Raw genomic sequence first — 16,818 nt, forward strand, 5'->3', positions numbered from 1 at the left:
CCCCCGGTGACACGGAGATGTCACCGGGGACGGTGGCGGGGCAGGCCCCCGGTCGGGACCGGGCCCCGGTTGTCCGGCTCAGGCGTGGGCGCCGGTGATCTCGTTCGGCGCCGCGGGCAGGGTCACCGAGTTCGCGACCTGTCCGGTGGCCAGGTCGATCGCGTGCAGCCGGCGCTGTGCGGGGTCGGTGACATACGCGGTGCCTCCGCGCACGAACAGCGCGGGACGCTCCTGCTGCCACTCCAGGGGCTCGTCCCACGCCTCGATCACCGGGATCGTGCGGGTGACGGTGCCGGCTGCGGGATCGATCTGGTGGATCCGGCCGTCGGTTCCCAGCACCAGTGCCTCGCCCCGTGGCCCGCGGGCCAGGGAGCGGAAGGTGTAGCTGGTTCCGAGGTCGACCAGTGTGAGCTGGTTGGTCCGGGTGTCGATCAGGGAGACCTGGGTGGGGCGCTCCAGCTCGGCGTCCTCGTCCTGCTTGTAGTCGCCGAGTGTGACCGGGGAGGCGTCGGAGCCCGCCTGGTTGCCGATGCGGCCGTAGGGGGTCGGGCTGTCGATCTTGGTGATCGCGCCGTCGCGGTAGACGAGTGCGCCGGTCTCGCATCCGATGACGACGGCCTCGCCCGAGGCGGTGGCCTCGCCGTGGACGCCGGGGCAGTCCTCGTTGCGGGCGATCTCGTTGCGGTCGGCGTCGAGGACGACGATGCCGGGCCGTTCCTCCTCGTTGCCCAGGGTGGTGACGAGCTCGCCGCCGGACAACTCGACGGCCACCCCGTGGTGTGCCTCGGGCGAGTCGTAGGTGTCGGCGGCGTCGGGCCCCTGGGTGATGGCGGTGGTGTCGAGGCTGGTGACCTGTCCGGTGCCGTCGGCGAACAGCACGGTGCGCCCGTCGTGGTTGACGACGTGGCCGGGTTTGGGCGCGGGGTACTCGACGTCGGTGAGGGTGCCGGCGCCCATGTCGAGCACGCGGAATCCGGTGGTGGTCGAGACCAGCGCGTGGCGGTCGTCGGCGACGGCGTTGAGGCGGTTGAACCCGGGCAGCTCGATCTGGTTGCGCAGTTCCAGGGTGGTGCCGTCGAGGATGTAGATCCCGCCGTCGTGGGTCAGGGCGAGGGGTTCGGCGACGGTGGCCGGTGGCAGTTCGGCGGTCGATCCACCGGAGCCGCAGGCGGACAGGGCCAGCGCGGCCACGGTGAGCGTGGACAGCGCGACGGCGGTTCGTGCGCGTGGCCGGGTGCGGGGCGTCATGGGGATGAACCTCTTCCTGGTGGGTCGGTGCAGTGCGATCAGGGCGGCACCGTCGATGCGGTGCTGTCGGTGCTGTCGGTGCTGTGCTTCGGATGCGGTGCGCTCTAGCCCCGGAGGCCGTCCCGGATGGCGGTGGTGTTGGAGCGCATGAGGTCGAGGTAGGTCTCGGCACCGGAGCCGGGGCGGCTCAGCGACTCGGAGAACAGAGGGACGACCTCGACGTCCACGCCGGCCTGCTCGGCGAGCACGCGGGCGAGCCGGTCGGGTTGCGAGGAGTCGGCGAAGATCGTGGGGACGCCGGCGGCACGGATCGTGTCGGCCAGTCCGCTGAGGTCCGAGGCGCTGGGTGAGGCCAGGGTCGTGCCGCTGGGCAGCACGGCTCCGACGATGTCGAACTCGTAGCGTCCGGCCAGGTAGCCGAACACGTGGTGGTTGGTGACGAGCTTGCGCCGCTCGGGTGGGAGCGGCGCGAACGCTGCGGTCATGTCGCGGTCCAGCGTGGTGAGCCGCTCGGCGTAGCGCTCGGTGTTGGCCTCGACGGCGGCGGCGTCGATCCCGTCGACGTGGGTGATCACCTCCGCGGCGATCTGTCGTGTCGCGTCGCGCACCCGTAGCGGGTCGGTCCAGAAGTGCGGGTCGAGCTGGCCGTCGCTGTCCCCGGAGACGTACGGGATCGGGTCGACCCGCTCCCCCACCGCGAGCTCGGGGGTGCCCGCGTCGGCCGCGGCGTGCACGTTGCGGCTCACGCCCTCCTCGAGTCCGAGTCCATTGTGGATGATCAGTCCGGCCTGCTCCATGCGCGCGGCGTCCTGCGCGGAGATCCCGAACGAGTGCGGGTCGGCGTCGGGTTTCATCAGCACGGTGATCTCGGCCTGGTCGCCGACCACGTTGCGGGTGATGTCGCCGAGGATGTTGGTGGTGACCACGATCCCGTCGCGCTGCGGTGCCGCGCCCCCGCATCCGGTCGCGACCAGCGCGACGACGAGAGCGAGCAGGATCGGGAGTCGCGCCCGGCTCATCGGCCGGTCTCGATCATGAAGCCGGCCCGGCCGGGGACCTGCAGGGTGCGCGCCACGCGCAGGCCGTCGCCGTGGTCGATCTCGTGGACCGTCGAGCCCGACGGGTCGTTGATGTAGGCGCGCCCGGTGTCGATCTCGATGCGCACCTGCCCGTCGCCACCGGTCGCCGCCGCTGCGGACAGCAGCGGGCGCTGTGCCTGGCGGCGGCCGTCGGCGGGATCGAAGGCACGCAGCACTCCGTCCCGCCCCAGGGCGAGCAGCGGGCCACGTTCGCCGACGGTGTTGACCGCGACGGCCGGTCCGGTCGCGACACGGGTCCACGTCCGGCGGCCGAGGTCGAGCGACCACGCCCCCTGCTCGCCCGCCGGTGCGGCCAGGGTGGAGCTGCCGGGACGGGAGGCGAACGCGCGGGCCCGCTGGTCGTCGTCGACCGGTTCCGGATAGGGGATCCGGGTTCCGCTGAAGACGCCGTCGTCCTCGGAGACGAGCAGCGCGCCGTCGGCGCAGCCGAACACCGCACCTCGGCGGGTCACCGCCTGGCCGTCGAGGTCGGGACAGGGTTCGGTGATCGTCGCGACCTCGGCTCCGGTCCGGTCGCGCACCGCGACCCGGTCCGGGGTCGGCGATCCGGGCGACGAGGTCGCCACGAGTACGTGTCCGGCGAGCGGCACACCGGCTCCGGTGCCGGCGGGCACGGGCGGGCCGGCGGTGATCTCACCGCGCTCGAGCGCGGCCCGGTCGAGGACGGTCGACGGTCCGGTGTCGGAGGAGACGACCGTCGTGGAGCCGTCGCTCTCGGCGGTGACGGGCACCGCACCCGGACCTGCGCCCGGTTCCGGGGCCGGGAGGGCTCCGACCTCGGCGATCTCCGTGCGGTAGTAGTGCACGTGGTCGCCGTGATCGACCTTCCAGGCGCCGCTGTCGATGATCCGGGTCGAGTCGTCGGCCCCGGTGACGTATCCGAAGCGGCCGTCGCCGAGCAGTGCGCGCGGGCCGGGAACGGTGCCTGCCGGGGTGGTCTGCTCGGTGAGCAGGTCGAGCACGGTGACGGCTCCGGAACCGGGGTCGGCGACGATCAGCCGGGTCTGGGCCTCGGCGGTCTCCTCTGCCCCTTCGACGTAGCCGTGCGGAACCTCCTCGGCCGGTGGTGGTGGGGCGCCCGCGCATCCGGACGCGAGGACGGAGAGGAGTGCGATCCCGAGGAGCACGGGACGGTGGGTGGCGCCACGGAGGTGGCGCGGTCGTCGTTCGGTCATCAGGGCGTGCGGTTCTCGACAATCTCCGCGGGCGATGCCGCGGTCGGTGTGGCGCGTCGCCGGGACCGGACGGCCGCGGCGAGCGAGGACAGGGCGAACAGGGCGACGGCGGTGGCGGCGACGGTGGCACCGGCCGCGGTCCCGGCGTGCCAGGAGACGAGCAGCCCGATGGCGTTGGCCAGCACCCCGAGCAGCACCGCCGAGACGACCACGACAGGGATGCGCCGGGCCCAGAGCACCGCCGCCGCGGGCGGGGCGATGAGCAGTGCGAACACCAGCAGCGTTCCGACCACCCGGAACGACGACACGATCGCGATCGTGATCAGCACCAGCAGCAGGCCGTGTGCCAGGTCCGGCCGCAGACCGAGCGTGTGTGCCTTGCGGACGTCGAAGGCGAGCGCGACGAAGGCGCGGTGACCGCCCACCCCGACGACGAGCGTCACCAGCGCTGCGATCACGAGTTGCCAGAGCTCGCGCGGCCCGACCGCCAGCACGTCGCCGAACAGGAAGCCGGTGAGATCGACCGCGAACGACGCCGACGACGACACGATGATCACGCCGGTGGCGAGCATCCCGACGAACAGCAGGCCGATCGCGGTGTCCTGGGACAGCCGCCGCGACCGGCCCAGCGCGGTGACCCCCGCCGTCATGACGATGGCGCTGGCCACTGCTCCGACGACCAGGTCGACGCCTGCGAGCGAGGCCAGCGCCACCCCCGGCAGCAGACCGTGCGACATCGCGTCGCCGAGGAATGCCATCCCGCGCAGCACGACCCAGGTGCCGGCGATCGCGCAGACGACCGACACGAGCACCCCGGCGAGGAAAGCCCGTTGTACGAAACCCACCGCGAACGGCTCCAGTATCCAGTCCATGACGAGGCGGTACGGTATACGTAATGAGAACGGTTATCGATGTTTTGTGACTCTGGCGACGGACGAGCCGCGGTCGAGCTCGACGACGTCGCCGTCGGCTATCCCGGGCGCGTCGTCCTGTCGGCGGTGAGTGCGACGATCCCGGCCGGTGCGACCACCGCGATCGTGGGCGCCAACGGCAGTGGGAAGTCCACGCTGCTCGACGCGATCGCGGGCGTACGCCCGGTGCTGTCCGGGTCGCTGGTGCGGTCCTCGCGTGCGCGTCCGGCCTATGTGACCCAGCGCAGCGATGTCTCCGACACTCTCCCGATGACGGTCCGGGCGACCGTCGAGATGGGACGGTGGGCCCGGCGCGGGCCCTGGCGGCGGCTCACCGGCGCCGACCGCGAGATCGTCGCCGACTGCCTGCACCGGCTGGGGCTGACGTCACTGGCCGATCAGCCGGTCGGTTCGCTCTCGGGTGGGCAGCGACAGCGGACCCTGCTCGCGCAGGGGCTGGCGCAGCGCTCGGATCTGCTCCTGCTCGACGAGGCCGAGACGGGCCTCGACGGCTCGGCGCAGGAGCTGATCGAAGGAGCACTCGACGACGCACGCCGTGACGGCGTCACGGTCGTGCGGATCACCCACGACCCGTCGACGGCCCGGCGCAGTGATCACTGTCTGACCGTGGGCGATGGAGGTCTCCGGTGACCGTCGACGTGTCGAGCTACTTCGACGAGGGCAGTGATCGGTTCGCCGGTTGGACGTCGGCGCTGTGGGACGTGCACGGCGCGACCCTGGTGGCGGCGGCTGCGCCGCGACCCGGCGAGCGGGTGCTCGACGCCTGCTGCGGTGGTGGCTCGTCGGCCCTGCCGGCCGCCCGCGCCGTCGGTCCCTCGGGGCGCGTCCACGGTGTCGACCTCGCCGGGGGGCTGCTGGCCACCGCCCGGGCCCGGGCCACCGATGCCGGGCTGGGCAACGTCGAATTCGCCTCTGCCGACGTCGCCGGATGGCCGCAGGGCGACTACGACGCCGTCCTGTGCGGCTTCGGGGTGTTCTTCCTGCCCGACATGGACGCCGGCACCGATCATCTGGTCGGACTGCTCCGCGACGGTGGACGGTTCGCGATGACCTGCTGGCCGACCGGGAGCCTGGAGGCGGTGTTCGGGCCGTTCTTCGCCGCGGTCGGGCGACACCGCCCGGACCTGCTCGACGTCCCGACGCCGCAGTTCGCGGCGAACTCGGAGCGTCTGCAGACCGAGCAGGCTCTGCGCGCCTGGCTCACCGCCCGCGGTCTCGGCGGACTGCGGATCCGGCGCAGTGAGCTCGACATCCCGATCGACGCCGATCGGGGCTGGGACTTCCTGCACAGTGGCCCGGTCCGGTCGGTGCTGGGGGGTGTCGAGCAGGACGTCGTCGACGAGATCCGCCGGTCGTTCCACGACATGATCATCGCCGAGGGCATCACCACGCTGCAGGCTCCGTGCCTGGTCGCGACCGGCGCCCTCGACCGAGCACCCGAGCGGTGATCGACCGCCCGAACCGACAGCCACCGACGCGTCGACCGGCGACGCCGGTGGGAGCCGGGTGCCGGGGCGGCCGCGCCGGTCCCGGCCCGTGTGCGCGCATCAGCCGCTCGACGGTGCAGCGGGCGATGGGGACGCCGGGACGATTCACGGCGTCATCGCTCGGCACCGACCATGGCCCCGATCACCACCAGCCCCGCGGCGATCACGCCGTTGAGGACCGGGTGTGCAGCCAGGATCGCCACGAACTCCCGGATCGTCGCGCTGGGCCAGTAGTAGCGGGCGGTCGGGGAACCGAGCACCTGGGCGTCGACGCCGGCCTGCCGGGCCAGCAGCGCGGTGCGGAAGACGTGGAAGTTGTTGGTCACCACGACACAGCGGTAGCGGGGCACCCGGCCGGCCATCAGGCGATCGCTGAAGGTGAGGTTCTCCAGGGTCGTACGGGAACGGTCCTCGCGCAGCACGGCGTCCTCCGGTACCCCCTGCTCCAGCAGATACCCCGCCATCGCCTCGGCCTCGGCGAGCGGCTCGTCGGGTCCGCGGCCCCCCGAGGTGACCAGCACGGGGTCGTTACCCATGCCCATTTCACGCCTGCGGAGCGCGATGGCCCGGTCCAGGCGGCTCCGGAGCAACGGGGTCACCTTCCCCCGGATCAACCCGGCCCCCAGCACGACGACGAAGTCCACACCAGGGCGCGCCGCGAGGCGGCCGTAGACCACGGCGTAGGTCAGGAAGCTGCAGAACAGGAAGGCCACGTAGACGGTCAGCAGCAGCAGGGCGATCGTGACCGCGCCGAGCACGTGACCGCCGTCGTACAGCGTCGCGACGGGGAGGGCCAGTACGACGATGCAGGCGATCCCGGCGAGCAACGACATCAGGTTCGCCGGTCGGCGGCCCTCACGCCGCAGCATCGTGATGCCGTTCGTGAGGAGGAAACCGGCCAGGACGACGACCGCGAGGAACCCCAGCGCGAACGTCAGGAACGTGGCGACGTCGAACAGCTCCGGCGGCAGCCGGTAGATCTCACCGAACACCGCGAGCGTCAGGCAGGCCAGGGCGAGCCCGAGCAGCACCGCGTTGCGGAAGCGGCGTCGCTGACGGACCACGCCGAGCACGAAGACCACGGCGAACAGCGCCGCGAGGACGTAGAAGATCCACACGGGCGTCAGGCCACCGTCGGTGCGGCCCGACGAGCGCTGCGCCGCAGCAGGAGCGCCGCCACCACCGCGTAGCAGAGCACGGCGGCGACGAACACCCAGAGCAGGTCTCCGGCGCCGACGCCGGAGCCGTCCTGCTCGCTGCCCGGCTCCCCGGCCGACGGGATCGACTGCGCGGCGTTCCATGCGGGGTGGAAGGCGCACGACATCCACAGCCCGCCCGGGCCCAGCGCGATGAACCCGAGCAGCACCCCCAGCGCGAAGGTCGCGGCCACGTACCCCACGCTCGCCCCCGTGTTGAAGGCATGGCTCAGACCGAACGCCAGCGAGCTGAGCAGGACCGCAGGGTATGTCCCGAGGTCACGGAGCAACGAGCTCATCAGATAGCCGCGGTACACCAGCTCTTCGGTCGAGGCCTGCACCGCGGTCACCGCGAGCAGCCCCGACGCGAGTCCGGCCCCGGGACCGGGCCCGGCAGGATCGGCAACGTCGTCGCCACCTCCGACACCCACCACCGAGCCGGCCAGGCTCATGATCACGTTGGTGAGGAGGAGCAGGGCGACCGCCAGTGCCGCACCGATGAGCACCGACCGGACCGGCCGCGGCACCGGGTGCAGCCGTAAGTCGGTCAGCGGCCGCCGTTCGGCGAGCCGCAGCCACACGAGCAGCGCGAGCAGCGCCGCCGGGAACGCGGTCAGGTCGAAGGCCGCCGACTCGGCGATGCCCCCGCGCTCCAGTCCGTACACGGGGCGCACTGCGTGCCAGAGCAGCTGCCCGAGCGCGATGACTGCCACCGCGACGACGATCGCCCCGACCACCCGCCGGCCGCGTGCTGCGGTACTGCTCATGCCCGCGTCTCCCCCGGTTCACGCGGACCTTCCATCGTGGACCGGTCCGGTCGTCGGCGAAAGTACCGGCGCATGTTGCCCGGTCGGCACCGGCGCACCCGATCGAGCGGTGGCGACCACACGGCCGAGACCACGACGGCCGAGGCACCACCACCCTCCGTCCGACCTGCGGCTGCGATGTGACATCTCGGTCGCCACGTCGCCTACCCGGCCCGTCTTGTCGAAGAACGATGATGTCGGCTATCGATGGGTGCGAGCGTCGGTGCGGCCGTGGGCCTCGGGGTTCGCCCCGCTGCCACCGGTGTCGTCGCCGAGGTGGCGTCCCTCGACGCGCCGGACGACCTTCTTGACGACCGTGGCCAGCACGAGGAACACGATGATCACCGCCACGAAGAGGTAGCCGGCGTAGGGGATGGTGTCGGCGAGCTCGCGGTAGGTGCCCGCGGCCGCGGCCGCGACACCGATGTACACAGTGGTCCAGAGAAGGCAGGCGGGAAGGGTCCAGGCGAGGAACCGCCGGTAGGTGAACCCGCTCATGCCGACGGTGAGCGGGACGAGCGAGTGCAGGACCGGCAGGAACCGGGACAGGAAGATCGCCGGTCCGCCGCGACGCTCCAGATAGCGTTCCGCGCGCACCCAGTCGGCCTCGCCGATGCACTTCCCCAGGCGCGAGGCGCGGATCCGGGGGCCGAGGTGACGCCCCAGGGCGAATCCGACGCTCTCGCCCGCGAGCGAGCCGGCGAGGACGGCGACACCGAGGGCGATCCCCTGCGGCCACGACGACACGGCCGTTCCCGAGACGATGACGATCGCGTCGCCGGGGACGACCAGGCCCACGAGCACGCTGGTCTCCAGCATGATCGCGGCGGCCGCCACGAGGGTCCGCACGGCGGGGTCGACGTCCTGCACCGTGTCGAGGAGCCAGGTCAGGATCTCGTTCACGGCGCGGTCCGGTGGTCGCAGGTCCGTTGCACGCGGCCCGCATCCCGGATCGGCGCCCACGCGGCGAGCAGCAGCGGGACGCCGGCTCCCACGAGCGCTCCGCCCAGCGTGTCGGTGGCCCAGTGCACCGAGAGCAGCGTGCGGGACAGCGCCATGGTCACGACCCACACGACGCCGGCGATCGCCACCCGTGTCCGGGGGATCAGCAGGTACAGCACGACGGCGAGGGTGGCCGCGTTCGCGACGTGACCCGACGGGAACGCCCCGAAATCGCTCGCGACGACCATGTCATCGGGGCGGGCACGCCCGTAGAGGTTCTTGAGCAGCTGCACGACCCCCGCGCTGAGGAGGAAGGCGGCCGCGGCGAACAGGGCGCCGCGCCGTCGCCGCGCCAGGAGCAGCGCGATGATCACGAGTGAGGGTACGACGAGTATCGCCACCCAGCCGCCGCCGAGGTGGTCGAGTGCGAGTGCGAGTGCCGCCATCCAGTCGGCGCGGTTCGCGTCGATCGTCTCGTTCCACCACCGGTCGACGCCGGGAGGTCCGGAGCCGGACACGAGGGCGGTCCCGAGCGACACCGCCGCGGCGATCGTCGCCGTGCCCGACCACATCAGCGTCGGTGATCTCATCGCGCCGCGGGGAGGTCGTCGAGGATGTGCATGTCCTCGACGCTAGGAGGACGCGGTGGCTCCGGAGTCCCTCCGCGGTGTCGCGCAGGGGGTACCCAGGGGTGATCTCACGATCCCGGCTCGACGAGTCCCGCGTCGTAGGCGGTGATGACCAGCTGCACGCGGTCGCGGGCGGGCACCTTCTGCAACAGCCGTCCGACGTGTGTCTTGACCGTCTGCTCGCCGATGAACAGCTCACGAGCGATCTCGCGGTTCGACAGGCCGCGCCCGATGAGCACGAGCACCTCGCGCTCGCGCCGGGTGAGCTCGTCCAGCGCGAGCACCGCGCGGGTCCGCGCGGGGTCGCGCGGCTCGGCGAAGCGTTCCAGGAGCAGCCGCGTGACGCTCGGGGCGAGCAGCGCATCGCCTGCGGCCACCACGCGCACGGCGCGCGTGAGCTCGTCGGGTGCGGCGTCCTTCAGCAGGAATCCGCTCGCCCCGGCACGGAGCGCCTCGTGCACGTAGTCGTCGATGTCGAAGGTCGTCACCATCACCACCTTCGGCACGTGCGGCGACGGACCATCGGGGCCCAGGATGCGACGGGTCGCCTCGAGACCGTCCATCACGGGCATCCGCACGTCCATGAGGACGACGTCGGGTCGCGCCTCCGCCACGCCCCGGACGGCCTCGGCGCCGTCGGCCGCCTGGGCGACGACCCGGATGTCCGGCTGGGCGTCGAGGAAGGCGGCGAAGCTTCCCCGCACCATCTCCTGGTCGTCCACGATCATCACCGTGATGTGCGCGCCGTGGTGCTCAGCCGTCATGGCTGCCGAGGGGAAGGGTCGCCGTGACGCGGAAGCCGTCGGCAGCGGTACGTCCCGCCGACAGCGTGCCTCCGAGCATCGAGGCGCGCTCGCGCATGCCGATGAGTCCGTGTCCGTCCACGCGTCCGCGTTTCTCCAGGTGATCGCTGTTCCCCGCGCCGTTCTCGATCGTCACGAGCAGCGCTCCGTCCCGTGCGCCCGCCGACACCGTGATCGGGGCGCCGGGGGCGTGCCTGACCGCGTTGCTGATCCCCTCCTGCGCGATCCGGTAGGCGGCGATGCCCACCGCCGTCGGTGTGTTCCGGGGAGCGTCGAGCCGGAGACGGACGACGGCCCCGGCCCGCGCGGTCTCCTCGACGAGTGCCGGGAGATCGTCGAGAGTGGGTTGCGGGGCCCTTTCCGCGGGCTCGTCGCCCCTGAGCGCGCCGAGCATCTGACGCATCTCCCCCAACGCCGTCCGTGACGTCCGGGCGATGTCGTCGATCTCCGCGGCGACGTCCTCGGGCATGGCCGGAAGCCGGTAGCGCGCGAACGTCGCCTGCACCTGGATCAGCGACAGCCCGTGCGCGACGACGTCGTGCAGCTCGCGGGCGATCCGTTGACGTTCCTCGACGACCACGCGTCGCTCGACCTCCGCGGCGGCGTGCTCGCGCTCGCGCATCAGCTCGCGTGAAATCCGTGTCCATTCGCGGAGCAACCCGCCGACCAGCACCGCCGCCGCGCCGACCCCCACCGCGACGATCATGTTCGCCGCCCGCACCGCATCCGGGCTCAGCGCCATCGGCACGGACGACGCGACGACGGGGATCGCGTACGCCACGACACCGGAACGCCACCCCGAGACCGTCCAGACCGTCGCGACCAGCAGTGCGAAGCAGAGGATCCCGGTCATCGTCCACGGCCACGGCACCGTGGACGGCGTGGTCGACAGCGACAGTACGAGAGTCGCCGCCGTGAAGGCCCCGATCGCTGCGATGGGACGCCGCAGCGCGAGGACCAGCGCCGCGCACTGGACGGCCGGCGCCAGCAGGCCGGCCGGCACGGGCACGTCGTAGAGCGCCACCTCGAGCGGCGCGGACACCGCGTAGAAGGCGACGGCGGCGACCGACGCGGTGCCGTGCGACAGCGCACCGGGATGGCTGCGCGCCCACCGCGACAGTCGGTGCCGGACGCGACCACCCCACGGGTACGAGGTGACATCCGGGCCGGTCATCGACGCCATCCTGGCAGCCCTCCCCCGCGGCGCGCCTCCCTCCGCGGTGGGACCCCCCTGCTTCCGGAGGGACGCGCAGGTCCGGTGGCAGTCCTCGGCGTCCACCGGTGTTCCGGGGCTCGGCTCGCCCGCGCCCGTCGCCGTCGTGTCCGGGTTCCGGGTCCTCGTTTCGTTGACGATCCGCTGGCGTCAATGCAACATTGACATGTGAAGATCGGTGAGACCGCGCCACCGTGAGGACGGCCGCCGGCAGGCCCCACTCCCGGCGATGACCGGAGGGCTCAACCGTGCGCGTCCACGTCGACGAACCTGCCGTTGCGCGGTAGCTCACCGCGGAACATGACGGGCACGGCGACGGCGTGCTCGATGACGGGGTCGTCGACCGCCTGCACATGGACGTGCGGCTCGGTGCTGTTACCGGAGTTGCCACAGCCCCCGACCCTCTCCCCCACTGCCACGTCCTGGCCGAAGCCGACTTCCACGCTGCCCCGGCGGAGGTGACACAGCGCCACCACCACACCGCCGGCGTCGATCAGGACGTGGTTGCCTGCCAGGGCACGCCATCCTGCGCGAAGGCGACGGGCCTGAGTGAGTGCGTACCCCACGGAGGGAAGGCCCCGGTAGGAGTCGTGGTCGGGCAGGTCGTTCTCGACGCCGACGACGGTCCCCGCGACCGGTGCGGTCACGGGCCGGCCGAATCCGGTGAACCGGCGGCTGTCCTCACTTCGTACGAGCGACCCGAGTGTCAGCGGCGCCGAACGCCCGGTGCCGTCGACGGGCACGAAGTCGATCGCGTACGACGACGCGAACCTGGTGGTCCCGTGGCTGGGGACCGCGCTGGCGGGGCTGTTCCGGGTGAGCCACCGGCCGGCGAACGGGTACTCCAGATCGATTGCGTCCATGCCGCCTGCTCCTGGCTGCCCCGGTCGATGCGGGTCCGAGTACCCGATCAGAGTGTGCGACGCCGAGGTTCCCATGGCTGCCCGGAGATCGGAACCACGGACCGGGCGACCCACGGGCGTGCTCGACAGCCGGGCCCGGTTCGGCGGATCGTGGTGGCCTCGGGACAACGGTGACGTCGTTGTCCCGGCTGGAAGGTCTCCCGGTCGGAGGTGACCCATGATCGTGGGTGGGGTTCTCGTCGCAGTGGGTGTCCTGTGCCTGCTGGGCGTGGTGAGCAGTGTCCGGGTGGTGCAGGAGTTCGAGCGTGGTGTGGTGTTCCGCTTCGGTCGGGTGCGGCCGCACCTGCTGGGTCCGGGACTGACGTTCCTGGCCCCGGTGGCCGACCGCCTGCAGAAGGTGAGTCTGCAGGTGGTGACGTTGCCGGTTCCGGGTCAGGACGGCATCACCGCGGACAACGTCACGGTTCGGGTGGATGCGGTGGTCTACTACCGGGTGGTCGATCCGCGTCGGGTCGCGGTCGATGTCCAGGACTACGGTTCGGCGATCCTTCAGGTGGCTCAGGCGTCGTTGCGTTCGATCATCGGCAAGAGCGAGCTGGACGCCCTGTTGTCGAATCGTGAGCGGCTCAACCAGGGGCTGGAGTTGATGATCGACAGCCCGGCGCTGGGGTGGGGTGTGCACATCGACCGGGTCGAGATCAAGGACGTGGTGCTGCCGGAGTCGATGAAGCGCTCGATGTCACGTCAGGCCGAGGCCGAACGGGAGCGCCGGTCCCGGGTGATCACCGCCGAGGGCGAGTTGCAGGCCTCGCGGGAGCTGGCGCAGGCGGCGACGGTGATGGCGGCCCAGCCTGCGGCGCTGCAGTTGCGGTTGTTGCAGACCGTGGTCGAGGTCGCGGCGGAGAAGAACTCGACGGTGATCCTGCCGTTCCCGGTGGAGCTGCTGCGGTTCCTGGAGAGGGCGACGCCGGTCGACGCGGCCGGTCCGTCCGAGACCACGGTCCGGTCCGGGGCCGCCGCCGAGCCGGTCGACGACGGCCCCGGGTCGGACAGCGGCTCCGAGCCATCCGTCGACGGGGCCACGGGGACCCCCGGGCCTCCACCCGATCGCACGGGCCCCGCCGACCCGGCCGACGAGGCAGTCCTGCCCTGACCGGTCCGGACTGGTGTCGATCGGGCGAGGACGCGCGGTCGCCGGTCGGACGCGGCCGGGCGACGGGTGTCCCTCCTCCGGGCCGCCGACGCGCGTCAGGATCCCCCGAGGGTCCGGTCGAGAGCGCGACGCGCACGGCCCGCCGCTGCGCCGTCGTGCTGGAGCTGCACCGCCGCGTTGAGCGCCAGCCCGGCGCCGATGATCTCGAACAGCGCCTGGTCGACGTCGAACCCGGCGGGCAGCTCGCCGTCGTCCACCGCCACGACGAGATCCGCCCGCAGCTGCCCCCGCCACCGCGACCACACCCCGGCCACCGCGTCGTGGACGCGGCCGGGGCGGCCGTCGTACTCGGTGAGCGCCGCTGTCATCAGGCATCCGCCGGGCAGCAGCGGCCGCTCCAGGTAGCCCACCGAGTTGGCACACACCGCCCGCAGCCGCTGCAGCCCGGGCGGCTCGGCCAGTGCGGGCTCGACCACCCGGTGCCAGAAGTCGACGAACGCCGCGTCCAGCGTGGAGACCTGCAGCGACTCCTTGGTGCCGAAGTGCTTGTGCACCCCGGACTTGCTCATCGCCAGCTCGTCGGCGAGCCGGCCGATGGTGATGCCGTCCAGGCCTTCCACGGACGCGATCTCGGCGGCCCGGCCGAGGATCCGGTCCTTCGTGGCCTGCGCCTCGGCCGCCGAGCGTCGCGGTGACATGTGGCGAACATAGCGCACGGACGTTCGCTATTTACTTAGAGAACGCTCGTACGCTAATTTTGCGGTCATCCCGATGGCGAGGACGACGGAGGAGCGGAGATGCGGGTACGACGGCTGGGCTGGGCCGGGGTGGAGATCGAGTCCGGCGACCGGCGGCTGGTGATCGACTACGTGCAGGACCTCTCACCGATGTTCACGGGCTGGACGGCGGGCACGGGACTGACCAGGCCGGATGGTGAGGTCGACGCCGCACTGGTCACCCACCTGCACCGCGACCACACCGACGCCGCCGCGATCGCGGACGTGCTCGCACCGGGGGCGCCGGTGCTGCGGCCGCCGCCGGACCGCGGCGACGAGGACGACACGGCGCTGACGCAGGTGGCCGAGCGCGAGCTCGCCGTGCACCGGCCGGCCACCGAGCTCCTGGACGTGTGGGACACCCGCACGGTCGGACCGTTCCGCGCGACCGCGGTCCCGGCCGTCGACGGGTTCGGCGACCCCCAGGTGAGCTGGGTGGTCGAGGCCGACGGCCGACGGGTGTTCCACGGCGGCGACACCCTGTTCCACGGCTACTGGTGGCACGTCACGCGGCGGTTCGACCCGCTGGACGCGGCGTTCCTGCCCGTCAACGGCGTGGTGGTCGACGCGCCGCTGCGGCAGCCACCGAGTCGGCTGCCCGCCGCGATGGATCCGCGACAGGCCGCCGAAGCCGCGCGCATCCTCGGTGCCCGCCACCCGGTGCCGATGCACTACGAACCCGAGCAGCCGGACACGCTCCCGGACTACACCGAGGTCGACGACCCGGCCGGTGAGTTCCTCAGGCACACCGGAGGTCGTGCTCGCGTCCTGCCCGTCGGGGAATGGCTGGAACTGGCTCCGGGAACGGGTGAGGTGTCATGAGGCGGTTCCTGCAGATCGCGTTCACACCGACGGTCACGGACCGGCAGGAGCGGGCCGGGAGCCACCGGGCGTACTCCGCGCTCGCGGCGGGCCCGGGGACGGCTGACCCGCTGGACGCCGCGGCGCGGGACTTCATCGAGGAGCGCGACTCGTTCTACGCGGCCACCGTGGGCGAGACGGGCTGGCCCTACATCCAGCACCGCGGCGGGCCTCCCGGGTTCGTCCACGTCCTCGACGAGTCGACGATCGCGTTCGCCGACGTCCGGGGCAATCGCCAGTACGTCACCGCGGGCAACCTCGCGCACGACGGACGGATCGCACTGTTCTTCATGGACTACGCCCGCAGGCGCCGCCTCAAGCTGCTGGGCACCGCCACGGTCCTCGACGGTGCGGCGCACCCCGAGCTGGCGGCGCGCCTCGACGGGCGGCGGACGCCGGGCCGCGTGGAGCACCTGGTCGTGATCGACGTCCAGGGCTACGACTGGAACTGCCCCCAGCACATCACGCCGCGGTTCGGTGTCGACGACATGGAGCGTGCGGGTCTGCGTGTCGCGGACGTGGCCGACTAGGGGGCCGGCTCGCCCACCAGGACCGCGAATCCGTCCAGGTGCCGGGCGAGGCTGTACTCGAACAGCTCGTCGAGGTCCGGTGCAGTGTCCCCGTGCACCTGCGCCAGCAACGGGAACCGCCCACCGGCGAACAGGTCCTCGGTCCGCGCACGCTGCGACCGGAGCCATCCGGCCAGTGTCACGCCGGTCTCCTGCTCGGCCTCGACCTCGTCCGCCGTGGACAGTGCGGCACTGAGCACCAGCGAGTGCAGGGCCAGCGCCTCCTGCATCCGCGTCGATAGCGACAGGCCGAGACCGTCGAGCGCCCGCAGGGTCCATTCGGTGTGCGCCATGACGTTCGGCGCGAGGGAGGGCCGGGTGAACGAGATCGCCTTCGGCACCCAGAGGTGCCGCCGGCACAGCGCCCACTGCCGTCGCGCGACGAGCTCCAGCCCGGCCCGCCAGCCCTCGGGCCCCGGATCGGGCAGTTCCGCTTCCGCGAAGACCAGGTCCGCCATCTGGGTCACCAGGTCGTCCTTGTTCGCGACGTGGCGGTAGAGCGACATGGTCCCCACGCCGAGTTCGGCGGCGACGCGTCGCATGGACACGGCCTCGACACCTTCGACGTCGGCGATCGCGACGGCGGTCCCCAGCAGGTGATCGCGGCTGAGTGCCCGCTTCGCGCCGCCCACCGGACGTGGGGTCGAGCGCGAGGCGGGCACCTTCGCCCGCCCGGAGGGGCGCGGCCTGCCGGAGGCAGCCGCGACCACCGTGCCCGAGCCGACCCTCGCCTCGACCCACCCGTCGTCGCGCAACGTGGCGAGCACCCTGGTCGCGGTCGCGATCGCGATCCCCCAGCGGTCCGCGATCTGGCGGATGGACGGCAGCCGGTCCCCCGCTCGCAGATCACCGGACCGGATCCTGGCCTCGAACTCGCCGGCGATCCGCCGGTAGAGCGGCTCCTGTCGGGGATCCGACGACGTTCCCACCTCACGGCCTCCTCGACACCCTGCCCAGGTGCACTAGTTCGCTTCGACCGGACCAGTGCACGTATCGCTGCTGATTGCGCCGAAATGCTCGACGCCTGTGCGGTCTTCCTCCACTGTACGTGAGAGATCAATACAC

Annotated in this window: 18 protein-coding genes; 5 read left to right on the top strand and 13 right to left on the bottom strand. The window is 72.1% G+C overall.

The features are described from left to right. Window positions 1-78: 78 nt before the first annotated feature. From aztD to aztB, 4 genes are all read right to left on the bottom strand, one after another. A complete protein-coding gene (aztD, locus tag AD017_RS27260; RefSeq protein WP_060576015.1) occupies window positions 79-1,248 on the bottom strand; it encodes a zinc metallochaperone AztD in 1,170 nt (389 codons plus the stop codon). A gap of 104 nt (window positions 1,249-1,352) precedes the next feature. Further along, window positions 1,353-2,267: a zinc ABC transporter substrate-binding protein AztC gene (gene aztC, locus AD017_RS27265; RefSeq protein WP_010232217.1), complete on the bottom strand. Its 915-nt coding sequence runs from the start codon at window positions 2,265-2,267 to the stop codon at window positions 1,353-1,355. Then, entirely contained in the window at window positions 2,264-3,523 is a 1,260-nt protein-coding gene (locus AD017_RS27270) for a hypothetical protein (RefSeq protein WP_227012606.1), read from the bottom strand. The genes aztC and AD017_RS27270 overlap by 4 nt, the downstream gene beginning before the upstream one ends. Next, the gene (aztB, locus tag AD017_RS27275; RefSeq protein ID WP_060576017.1) at window positions 3,523-4,395 is read right to left on the bottom strand and encodes a zinc ABC transporter permease AztB; all 873 of its coding nucleotides are present in this window, start codon (window positions 4,393-4,395) and stop codon (window positions 3,523-3,525) included. The genes AD017_RS27270 and aztB overlap by 1 nt, the downstream gene beginning before the upstream one ends. Before the next feature lie 39 nt (window positions 4,396-4,434). Between aztB and aztA the strand changes: the two genes are divergently transcribed. After that, complete coding sequence (gene aztA / locus AD017_RS27280; RefSeq protein ID WP_060576018.1) at window positions 4,435-5,085, top strand: zinc ABC transporter ATP-binding protein AztA; 651 nt, start codon at window positions 4,435-4,437, stop codon at window positions 5,083-5,085. Further along, a complete protein-coding gene (locus AD017_RS27285) occupies window positions 5,082-5,903 on the top strand; it encodes a methyltransferase domain-containing protein (RefSeq protein ID WP_060576019.1) in 822 nt (273 codons plus the stop codon). The genes aztA and AD017_RS27285 overlap by 4 nt, the downstream gene beginning before the upstream one ends. 152 nt (window positions 5,904-6,055) lie before the next feature. Here AD017_RS27285 and AD017_RS27290 read toward each other — a convergent pair whose 3' ends face one another. From AD017_RS27290 to AD017_RS27320, 7 genes are all read right to left on the bottom strand, one after another. After that, entirely contained in the window at window positions 6,056-7,060 is a 1,005-nt protein-coding gene (locus AD017_RS27290) for a YdcF family protein (protein ID WP_060576020.1), read from the bottom strand. A gap of 5 nt (window positions 7,061-7,065) precedes the next feature. Continuing rightward, window positions 7,066-7,905, bottom strand: coding sequence for a CPBP family intramembrane glutamic endopeptidase (locus tag AD017_RS27295; RefSeq protein WP_227012607.1), 840 nt, complete (start codon window positions 7,903-7,905; stop codon window positions 7,066-7,068). Window positions 7,906-8,145: 240 nt separating this feature from the next. After that, a complete protein-coding gene (locus AD017_RS27300) occupies window positions 8,146-8,847 on the bottom strand; it encodes a DedA family protein (protein ID WP_060576022.1) in 702 nt (233 codons plus the stop codon). Next, a complete protein-coding gene (locus tag AD017_RS27305; protein WP_060576023.1) occupies window positions 8,844-9,476 on the bottom strand; it encodes a phosphatase PAP2 family protein in 633 nt (210 codons plus the stop codon). The genes AD017_RS27300 and AD017_RS27305 overlap by 4 nt, the downstream gene beginning before the upstream one ends. Before the next feature lie 107 nt (window positions 9,477-9,583). Next, on the bottom strand, window positions 9,584-10,279 hold the full coding sequence (locus AD017_RS27310) for a response regulator transcription factor (protein ID WP_060576024.1): 696 nt from the start codon (window positions 10,277-10,279) through the stop codon (window positions 9,584-9,586). Next, window positions 10,269-11,492, bottom strand: a complete 1,224-nt coding sequence (locus AD017_RS27315; RefSeq protein WP_145982595.1) for a sensor histidine kinase — start codon at window positions 11,490-11,492, stop codon at window positions 10,269-10,271. Before AD017_RS27315 ends, AD017_RS27310 begins: the two co-directional genes overlap by 11 nt. Before the next feature lie 281 nt (window positions 11,493-11,773). After that, the gene (locus tag AD017_RS27320; protein ID WP_060576026.1) at window positions 11,774-12,394 is read right to left on the bottom strand and encodes a M23 family metallopeptidase; all 621 of its coding nucleotides are present in this window, start codon (window positions 12,392-12,394) and stop codon (window positions 11,774-11,776) included. Window positions 12,395-12,611: 217 nt separating this feature from the next. Between AD017_RS27320 and AD017_RS27325 the strand changes: the two genes are divergently transcribed. Next, window positions 12,612-13,547, top strand: coding sequence for a slipin family protein (locus AD017_RS27325; protein WP_060576027.1), 936 nt, complete (start codon window positions 12,612-12,614; stop codon window positions 13,545-13,547). A 95-nt stretch (window positions 13,548-13,642) separates the two neighbouring features. Here the strand turns inward: AD017_RS27325 and AD017_RS27330 are convergent, their stop codons facing one another. Next, window positions 13,643-14,245 (bottom strand): TetR/AcrR family transcriptional regulator, encoded by a 603-nt coding sequence (locus AD017_RS27330; RefSeq protein WP_060576028.1) that lies wholly within the window; start codon window positions 14,243-14,245, stop codon window positions 13,643-13,645. A gap of 99 nt (window positions 14,246-14,344) precedes the next feature. Here AD017_RS27330 and AD017_RS27335 point away from each other — a divergent pair, with 99 nt between their 5' ends. Next, the gene (locus AD017_RS27335) at window positions 14,345-15,145 is read left to right on the top strand and encodes an MBL fold metallo-hydrolase (RefSeq protein WP_060576029.1); all 801 of its coding nucleotides are present in this window, start codon (window positions 14,345-14,347) and stop codon (window positions 15,143-15,145) included. Further along, window positions 15,142-15,714 (top strand): pyridoxamine 5'-phosphate oxidase family protein, encoded by a 573-nt coding sequence (locus AD017_RS27340; protein ID WP_060576030.1) that lies wholly within the window; start codon window positions 15,142-15,144, stop codon window positions 15,712-15,714. The genes AD017_RS27335 and AD017_RS27340 overlap by 4 nt, the downstream gene beginning before the upstream one ends. Here AD017_RS27340 and AD017_RS27345 read toward each other — a convergent pair. Next, window positions 15,711-16,682 carry a TetR/AcrR family transcriptional regulator gene (locus AD017_RS27345; RefSeq protein WP_060576031.1) on the bottom strand — a complete coding sequence of 324 codons (972 nt, stop codon included), beginning with the start codon at window positions 16,680-16,682 and terminating at the stop codon, window positions 15,711-15,713. The genes AD017_RS27340 and AD017_RS27345 overlap by 4 nt on opposite strands. Window positions 16,683-16,818 lie beyond the last annotated feature (136 nt).

It is taken from the genome of Pseudonocardia sp. EC080619-01, from assembly GCF_001420995.1.
In the GTDB taxonomy this organism is placed as follows: domain Bacteria; phylum Actinomycetota; class Actinomycetes; order Mycobacteriales; family Pseudonocardiaceae; genus Pseudonocardia.

Bases quoted from the DNA above. Each gene is read 5' to 3' on its own strand.
- AD017_RS27295 (WP_227012607.1), bottom strand. From the start codon at position 7,905: ATGAGCAGTACCGCAGCACGCGGCCGGCGGGTGGTCGGGGCGATCGTC.
- AD017_RS27315 (WP_145982595.1), bottom strand. From the start codon at position 11,492: ATGACCGGCCCGGATGTCACCTCGTACCCGTGGGGTGGTCGCGTCCGG.
- AD017_RS27310 (WP_060576024.1), bottom strand. From the start codon at position 10,279: ATGACGGCTGAGCACCACGGCGCGCACATCACGGTGATGATCGTGGAC.
- AD017_RS27305 (WP_060576023.1), bottom strand. From the start codon at position 9,476: ATGAGATCACCGACGCTGATGTGGTCGGGCACGGCGACGATCGCCGCG.
- AD017_RS27340 (WP_060576030.1), top strand. From the start codon at position 15,142: ATGAGGCGGTTCCTGCAGATCGCGTTCACACCGACGGTCACGGACCGG.
- aztA (WP_060576018.1), top strand. From the start codon at position 4,435: ATGTTTTGTGACTCTGGCGACGGACGAGCCGCGGTCGAGCTCGACGAC.
- AD017_RS27330 (WP_060576028.1), bottom strand. From the start codon at position 14,245: ATGTCACCGCGACGCTCGGCGGCCGAGGCGCAGGCCACGAAGGACCGG.
- AD017_RS27270 (WP_227012606.1), bottom strand. From the start codon at position 3,523: ATGACCGAACGACGACCGCGCCACCTCCGTGGCGCCACCCACCGTCCC.
- aztC (WP_010232217.1), bottom strand. From the start codon at position 2,267: ATGAGCCGGGCGCGACTCCCGATCCTGCTCGCTCTCGTCGTCGCGCTG.
- AD017_RS27320 (WP_060576026.1), bottom strand. From the start codon at position 12,394: ATGGACGCAATCGATCTGGAGTACCCGTTCGCCGGCCGGTGGCTCACC.
- aztB (WP_060576017.1), bottom strand. From the start codon at position 4,395: ATGGACTGGATACTGGAGCCGTTCGCGGTGGGTTTCGTACAACGGGCT.
- AD017_RS27325 (WP_060576027.1), top strand. From the start codon at position 12,612: ATGATCGTGGGTGGGGTTCTCGTCGCAGTGGGTGTCCTGTGCCTGCTG.
- AD017_RS27335 (WP_060576029.1), top strand. From the start codon at position 14,345: ATGCGGGTACGACGGCTGGGCTGGGCCGGGGTGGAGATCGAGTCCGGC.
- aztD (WP_060576015.1), bottom strand. From the start codon at position 1,248: ATGACGCCCCGCACCCGGCCACGCGCACGAACCGCCGTCGCGCTGTCC.